The organism is Fulvivirga kasyanovii, assembly GCF_009711405.1.
In the GTDB taxonomy this organism is placed as follows: domain Bacteria; phylum Bacteroidota; class Bacteroidia; order Cytophagales; family Cyclobacteriaceae; genus Fulvivirga; species Fulvivirga kasyanovii.
The window spans coordinates 2433-10097 of sequence record NZ_SMLW01000430.1; the positions used below are offsets into that span (position 1 = coordinate 2433).

General features: G+C 40.9%; 10 protein-coding genes. 9 read left to right on the forward strand and 1 reads right to left on the reverse strand.

The annotated features are described in order from the left end of the window. A partial coding sequence (locus E1163_RS30450) for a hypothetical protein (RefSeq protein ID WP_185155987.1) occupies nt 1-357 on the reverse strand: 357 nt, incomplete at its 3' end. 195 nt (nt 358-552) lie between these two features. On the opposite strand from E1163_RS30450, the gene E1163_RS06450 reads away from it, so the two are divergent. The 9 genes from E1163_RS06450 to E1163_RS31660 all read left to right on the forward strand — a co-directional run bounded on the left by E1163_RS06450 (nt 553) and on the right by E1163_RS31660 (nt 7500). Further along, a complete protein-coding gene (locus tag E1163_RS06450; protein WP_155170619.1) occupies nt 553-1428 on the forward strand; it encodes an AraC family transcriptional regulator in 876 nt (291 codons plus the stop codon). A gap of 257 nt (nt 1429-1685) precedes the next feature. Next, nucleotides 1686-2186 (forward strand): GbsR/MarR family transcriptional regulator, encoded by a 501-nt coding sequence (locus E1163_RS06455; RefSeq protein WP_155170620.1) that lies wholly within the window; start codon nt 1686-1688, stop codon nt 2184-2186. A 70-nt stretch (nt 2187-2256) separates the two neighbouring features. Continuing rightward, the gene (locus E1163_RS06460; RefSeq protein ID WP_155170621.1) at nt 2257-2613 is read left to right on the forward strand and encodes a hypothetical protein; all 357 of its coding nucleotides are present in this window, start codon (nt 2257-2259) and stop codon (nt 2611-2613) included. Nucleotides 2614-2619: 6 nt separating this feature from the next. Next, nucleotides 2620-3441 (forward strand): hypothetical protein, encoded by an 822-nt coding sequence (locus E1163_RS06465; RefSeq protein ID WP_155170622.1) that lies wholly within the window; start codon nt 2620-2622, stop codon nt 3439-3441. Continuing rightward, nucleotides 3438-4349 (forward strand): TIGR01777 family oxidoreductase, encoded by a 912-nt coding sequence (locus E1163_RS06470; protein ID WP_155170623.1) that lies wholly within the window; start codon nt 3438-3440, stop codon nt 4347-4349. The genes E1163_RS06465 and E1163_RS06470 overlap by 4 nt, the downstream gene beginning before the upstream one ends. An 85-nt stretch (nt 4350-4434) precedes the next feature. Continuing rightward, nucleotides 4435-5145: an SAM-dependent methyltransferase gene (locus tag E1163_RS06475; protein WP_155170624.1), complete on the forward strand. Its 711-nt coding sequence runs from the start codon at nt 4435-4437 to the stop codon at nt 5143-5145. Between the two features lie 104 nt (nt 5146-5249). Further along, nucleotides 5250-6506: a methionine adenosyltransferase gene (metK, locus tag E1163_RS06480; RefSeq protein WP_155170625.1), complete on the forward strand. Its 1257-nt coding sequence runs from the start codon at nt 5250-5252 to the stop codon at nt 6504-6506. 173 nt (nt 6507-6679) lie between these two features. Next, nucleotides 6680-6886: a hypothetical protein gene (locus E1163_RS06485; protein WP_155170626.1), complete on the forward strand. Its 207-nt coding sequence runs from the start codon at nt 6680-6682 to the stop codon at nt 6884-6886. Next, nucleotides 6883-7500 carry an ISAon1 family transposase N-terminal region protein gene (locus tag E1163_RS31660; RefSeq protein ID WP_425482682.1) on the forward strand — a complete coding sequence of 206 codons (618 nt, stop codon included), beginning with the start codon at nt 6883-6885 and terminating at the stop codon, nt 7498-7500. Before E1163_RS06485 ends, E1163_RS31660 begins: the two co-directional genes overlap by 4 nt. Nucleotides 7501-7665: the final 165 nt, after the last annotated feature.

A 7665-nucleotide genomic window follows, 5' to 3' on the forward strand; every position in this document is an offset into this window, starting at 1 on the left:
GATTACAAGACGGTTATCCCTGTTGATCGAAAGTTTGCCATTGATAATAGATAGTGCAAACATTTCGATTCGCTGGTTATTTTCAATTTCCAGGGTGTACTCACCATCAGGCAGCGACTGCATGTCAAAACCTTTTAGGTACTCACCGTTTTGAATGTTAGTTTCTTTATATAGCCTGAAATTATCTACATCTTTCAGTTCCACATTTACTTTCGAGGAATCAGTGTTTTTTATAATTAGGAAAAACTTTTTCTGATCATAACTGGTCACTTTGATATACGGGGTGGTGCCGTAAGCGCTTACAAATAATGTGGTCAATAATAGGACCGCTGCCATGGATGTCTTTAATGTTTTCATATCCGTCGTGTTTTGATTGCAAAACTTATGATACAAACTTAGCTGGATCTGATAAGGCTTACTACAGCGAAATTGGCCACTTTATGTTGTATTTTAACCTGATTATACCTAAGGATGATATATCAGGTTAATTTTGCATATAAACCGGTTAATTTTACATATCTTGGTCTCAGACTTATCATTTTACTTTGCCTTATGATTACTAAGAAACCCAGATTTGAAAAAATCAATCCGGCTTTTGGCAGCTCTATAACCATCCGGCAATATCGCGATCCATGTCGCAACAAATTACCCTATTGGCATATTCATCCGGAGATGGAGCTGGTGTATGTAAACGGTGGCAGCGGAAAGCGGCATATAGGCAATCAACTCTCGTATTTTAATAATGGCGATCTTATATTTATTGGTGCTAACCTGCCCCACTTTGGCTTTACCGACCGGCTAACGGCCAACAGATCGGAAACCATTTTGCAAATGCGTGAGGATTTTCTTGGAGAGAGCTTCTTTTCGATACCGGAAATGGCTCCGGTTAAAAAGTTGATGGAACGCGCCAAAAGAGGCATTGCATTTCATGGCAAAACCAAAAAAGCAGTCGGGGCAAAAATTGAAAAACTCATTGATAAAGACCCATACGACCGGCTTCTTAAAACCCTGGCTATACTAAAACAACTGGCTTTGTCGGAGGAGTACACTATATTAAATGTAGACGGCTTTGCCCTTGAAATAGAACCTCAGGATAATGACCGTATTAACACAGTATATAAATACGTACGCGAAAATTTTCAAAAGCAGATCAGTCTGGATGAAATATCTGATAAGGTCAGTATGACGGAGCCGGCCTTTTGCAGGTACTTTAAAAAGATATCCGGAAAAACATTTACCAAGTTTGTCAACGAATACCGGTTAGTACATGCGTCAAAGCTATTATCAGAAAGCGCTTCCAGTATTACAGACATTTGCTTCGAGTGTGGGTTCAACAACTTTTCGCACTTCAATAAGCAATTCAAGCTCTTTACTGGCAAAAGCCCATCGGAATATCGCAGTGAATTGAAAAAAATCGTGCAAGGGTAATTTCGGATCAATCTGAATTCTAAGGCGACACTAACTTTCAGTGTTTGACAAGACACTGAAAATGGCAATCGGCAAAGGCAGTTGGCAAACCGGGAGAAAGTAGCTTTATATTCGGTTTACTGATTCATAGTGGTAAGCTTCACGTTCAATTTTGCTCTACAGGCTTCAGCCTACTCCATAACCCATAGACTATCAGGCCAGCATTTAATTTTTCATTTATTATTGAAAGTTTCGAAACATTGATTTACCTTTGACGTATGAAATATCAGGAAGCAAAGGATAAGTTTATTTTGGCTTGGGGAAGTTTGGGTTCCAGTTGGGGCGTAAGCAGAACCATGGCCCAGATACATGCGCTTTTACTCATATCGACCTCACCTTTGTCAACCGAAGATATTATGGAAGAACTTCAAATTTCAAGGGGTAATGCCAACCAAAACATCAGGGCTCTCATGGATTGGGGCCTAGTGGAAAAGGAGCTGAAAGCCGGCGAAAGACGGGAATACTTTGTGGCTGGAAAAGATATTTGGGAGCTGGCAAAACAAGTGGCCAAAGAAAGAAAGAAAAGGGAGCTGGAGCCTATGCTCAAAGTCCTGAACCAGTTACAGGATGTGGATGGAGACTCGAAAGAGGTAAAGGAGTTTAAAGAGGTAACAAAAAATATTTCCGATTTCGCCGGACAGGCCGAGTCTACCTTAAACCTGTTTATTAATTCAAAACAAAACTGGTTCTACAAACTTCTATCAAAAATTAAGCTTTAAAAAAATTTAAAAATATGTTTCATTTTTTATTGAAAGTTTTGAAAATAATTATCCACTAAATATCTGTATCATGAACTACACTATTCTCACTTATGCATTTTACATGCCTCTCACTATTATTCTGACCGTATGGGTAGCCAAAACACTATTTACAAACGGCAGGGTATTTCTGGTAGACATCTTCCATGGCAATGACTTGCTTGCAGACAGCGTCAACAAACTTCTGGTAGTCGGCTTCTACCTGATCAACATCGGTTATGCAGTGTACACTTTGAAAATATTCGGCTCTATCGACACTACCCAGGAAATGATAGAAAAGCTGAGTGTTAAACTGGGCACCATTATACTCATACTTGGAGCCATGCATTTCTTTAACCTTTTCATATTCTTCAAGCTTCGCAAAAAAGCTCAGACTGCAACTACGTAGATGGTTATGAAAACTTTAAAAGATCACACCCTGATTTATGACGATGAATGTCCCATGTGTAAAATTTACACCGGGGCATTCATTCGCAGCGGCATGCTCGACACCTATGGCAGAAAACCCTTCAGCGCACTTTCACATACCACTGACCTGGATCACAAAAGGGCCTGCAATGAAATAGCGCTGGTCAACAGGAAAAATAACTCAGTCATTTATGGAATCGACAGCCTGTTTACCGTGATAGGACATAGCTTTCCAATGCTTAGTATCTTATTTGATCAAAAACATTTTAGAGCTATCTGCCGGAAAATTTATTGCTTTGTTTCTTACAATCGCAAGGTGATAGCCCCGGGCAGCGCAGAAAATAAGTGCATTCCGGATTTTAATTTTAAATACAGGTGGGTCTACATAGCATTTGCCTGGTTTATAACATCAATTGTGCTTTCATTCTACTCCGAGCTGCTTGTTCCGCTTATTGCAAAAACACAGCTAAACAGAGAGTTTATAATTTGCGCGGGACAGATTGCATTTCAAGCCATGGCACTGCGGACCCTGGGCGTACTAAGCGCAAAGGAGTACATTAATTATTTTGGGCATATGATGACTGTTTCGTTACTGGGTGCACTGCTGTTAACTCCTGCGTTCCTGCTCAACCACCTTACAGACGAACCTTACGTTTTTGCCGGGTACTTCTCCATAGTGGTAACTTATATGTTAATCGAACATGTAAGAAGGGTTAAACTGCTTGGCCTTCCACACCTTCTCACTGCTACCTGGGTTTTATACAGGCTTTTAGTACTTGGTATCATGCTAACGACAGGGTCTATATGAAAAAAATAGTAATTGCAGGAGGCTCCGGCTTTCTGGGCACCTGCCTGGCCAGCTTTTATTCCAGGAAAGGATATGAGATAAGCATATTATCCAGAAGGCATACTATAGACCATGGTAACATTGCTTATTATAAGTGGGATGCAAAAAATCCGGGGCTCTGGACAGACGCGTTAGAAGGTGCAGATGCTATAATTAATCTGAATGGAAAATCCGTAGACTGCAGATATACTGAAAAGAACAAGCAACTGATCTATGACACACGGATTGATGCCACTCTAGCTATAGGCAATGCCATAGTACATTGTAAGCAGCCTCCAAAAGTATGGCTAAATGCCGCTTCTGCGACTATCTACCGACACTCCCTGGATAAGGACATGACGGAAACCGATGGTGAAACAGGGACAGGCTTCTCCGTAGATGTCTGTAAAAAATGGGAGGCTGCATTTAATCACTTCAATTTGCCTATGACCCGGAAAATAACCTTGAGAACAGGAATAGTTTTAGGCAGAAGCGGAGGCCCTTTGCTCCCTCTACGGAATCTCGCTAAAATGGGAATGGGTGGAAAGCAAGGCTCCGGTAAGCAATATTTCAGTTGGCTGCATGAAAATGATTTTGTCCACATTGTCGATTTCCTGATCAATAACAGAACGTCATGCGGCATTTATAATGTCACCTCACCTTCAGTGATTACCAATGCGCAATTAATGAGGGTGCTGAGAGATGCAGTTGGTATGCCATTAGGAATCCCATTGACTAAGCCGGTACTTGAATTAGGAGCATGGCTTATAGGCACAGAAACCGAGCTAATCCTAAAAAGCCGGAAGGTAATTCCGGAAAGGCTACTTAGCGAAGGGTATAAATTTTACTTTGAGCATATTAACGCGGCCATAAAAGACCTGATGGCCTAACCGGAGCCTTCACCCATGAGCAAAAACCGAAAACAAGTTATAAGTTTGCTCCTTTCCTTACCTTTACATTTTCAAATTAAAAAACATGTCGAAAGGTCAGCTCTATCTCATTCCTACAGTAATTTCTCAAAAGCAAACAGACGTAATCCCCGAGCAGGTAAGGCAGGTGGTAAAGCACACGGCCTACTTTCTGGTAGAAAACCTTAGAACCGCCAGGCGCTTTATCAGTAGCCTGAAACTCGGTTTGAACATAGAAGAACTACATTTTGAACTGCTGGATAAAAACACCCCGGTAATCGAGGTTGAGAGGTTGATGAAACCCGTATTTGAGGGAAGAAATATAGGGGTACTCTCAGAGTCCGGTTGCCCGGGAATAGCAGACCCGGGGTCGGCGGCAGTTAAATATGCACATGCCCATGACATTAAAGTGGTGCCATTAGTCGGGCCTTCATCCATATTCCTGTCACTTATGGCCTCCGGCTTTAACGGTCAGAATTTTACCTTTCACGGTTATCTTCCAATAGAGAAAAAAGCCCTGGAGAGCACCATCAGGCAACTAGAAAATGAGTCGCGAAAAAATAACCAGACACAAATATTTATAGAAGCTCCTTACCGAAACAATCAACTTTTGGAAAATCTGATTAAAACCTGCCATCAGGAAACGTTGCTATGTGTGGCCAGGGATATTTCAGGGGATGAAGAATATATTAAAACGGCAAAGGTAAAAGACTGGAAATCAATACAGGTAGAACTTCACAAAGTGCCCACGGTATTTTTAATGTATGTCGCGCAATAACATTTTAATGTTATTATTTTTGGGCAGATTTTATTTTAAGCACATTTGACCTAAATTTGTGCGCTTTAAAACGCTTATGATATTCATTTAAAATAAAATAATACATGCCCTATCTATTTACCTCCGAGTCCGTGTCTGAAGGACACCCGGACAAAATTGCAGATCAGATTTCTGATGCTTTAATTGATAACTTTCTGGCATTTGACAAAAACTCAAAGGTAGCTTGTGAAACTTTGGTAACTACCGGTCTTACAGTACTTAGTGGCGAGGTTAAATCTGAGGCATATCTTGATGTACAGCAGATCGCCAGGAACGTGATCAACAGAATTGGTTATACCAAAGGAGAATACATGTTTGACGGCAACTCTTGTGGTGTAATATCTGCTATCCATGAGCAATCTCCTGATATCAATCAGGGTGTGGATCGCAGCAACCCGGAAGAGCAAGGAGCAGGAGACCAGGGAATGATGTTTGGTTACGCTACAAGCGAAACAGATGACTACATGCCATTGGCCCTTGACCTTAGTCATAAGCTCCTGATAGAGCTTTCCAGGCTTAGAAAGGAGAATAAAGATATTACTTACCTTCGCCCTGATGCCAAATCGCAGGTTACCATAGAATATTCTGACGACAATGTCCCGCAGAGAATTGATGCCATTGTGGTTTCCACTCAGCATGATGAATTCGGCACTGAGGAAGAAATGCTAAAGAAGATAAAGGCGGACATCATCAACATACTTATCCCTCGCGTTAAAGCTCAGTTGAAGCCGGAAATCCAGAAGCTTTTCAATGATGACATCAAATACCACATCAACCCTACCGGTAAGTTTGTGATTGGTGGCCCTCATGGAGATACCGGACTTACAGGAAGAAAGATCATTGTTGATACCTACGGAGGTAAAGGAGCTCATGGTGGCGGTGCTTTTTCAGGCAAAGACCCTTCAAAAGTTGACCGTTCTGCTGCTTATGCTACAAGGCACATTGCCAAAAACCTCGTAGCTGCAGGTGTAGCTGATGAAATATTGGTGCAGGTATCCTACGCCATTGGAGTAGTTGAGCCCATGGGTATATTTATCAATACTTACGGCTCAGCCAAAGTAGATATGAAGGATGGCGAAATAGCCAAAAAAGTGCAGGAGATCTTTGATATGAGGCCTTACTCCATTGAGCAAAGGTTAAAGCTCAGAAACCCGATCTACTCAGAAACTGCGGCTTATGGACATATGGGAAGACCATGTGAAAAAGTAACTAAAAAGTTTGTATCACCAAGCGGACAGGAAGTGGAAATGGAAGTAGAACTATTCCCTTGGGAGAAGCTTGATTATGTAGATCAGGTGAAAGAAAAATTTGGTATTAAATAAGCAATATCAGGTGACTAGTCCTGAGTAAACGTTACAGTTTATTCAGGACTAGTCAGGGGTTTTACAAACCGGCTCCATTTTGTGGATCAAGCCCCTATGTTTGTAAAAAGTAAAGCTCCGGGTTAATTTTAAAGGTAAAGAGTTATTTGTATGACTTTAAAATGCCCTAAGCTATGGATACACAAGTTACAAGTTTTTCATTTAAAAGAGAAAAGGTTTATGTGGACCTGGACGTTCGCAAAACGAACTGGAAAGTGAGTATTATGGGGGAACATCTCACACATAAGACCTTTAGCCAGGATCCTAACCCTGACATTTTGTATGAGTACCTTGTCAGCCACTATGCCTTCCAGAAGGTATTCTGGAATATTTTGAAGTGACTGGAGTTGAGAAGACTTCCGAGAAGTACACTATCAGGATGGAAGAAAAGAATCTTCATCCGGGGGAGTTTGTAGGGCAAAATCTGCTTTCCCAAGGCTATTTTGACGAAGTTACCATCAGTGACTTTCCGATTCATGGCAAAGCTTGTTACCTAAAGATAAAACGAAGAAGGTGGCTCAATGAAGATTTGGGGAAAGTGGTTTCCCGGGACTGGGAACTAGTAGCCAAAGGATCGCGAATGACAAAGGTAGAAAAGCCCAGTTCAAGTCCTTTAATACTGTCTCAAGAACGATCCAGCAACATTACCGGACTATCCTTAACTATTTTGAACGTAGAAGTACCAATGCGGCAGCCGAGTCTTTCAACGCTAAAATTAAAGCCTTCAGAAGTCAATTTCGAGGTGTCAAAAATGTTAGCTTCTTTCTTTACAAACTTTCTAAAATCTATGCTTAGTACAATTGCTCCCCAAAAATTCCGTCTGATCCGTAAAAGGTTCGAAAATGAAGCTTGCTTCATGGAAGCTTGCAGACATCGGGAACATGCCTTTATGATGTGTTTTGTCATTAGCTTTTGGTACTCGTTTATTAATAACATCTCCAGAAATTCGGCTTGATTTATCAGTGTATTTCCACACGCATAAATTTATTTCAAATTAATCTGTTTACCTCGGTTACAAAAGCACACTAATTTGTATCCAAGCCGGAATAACATTTTTTTAACATTGGCTTGATTTTATGTATACTCGCAGGTTCATCAAATATTTTATTTAGAACGAACA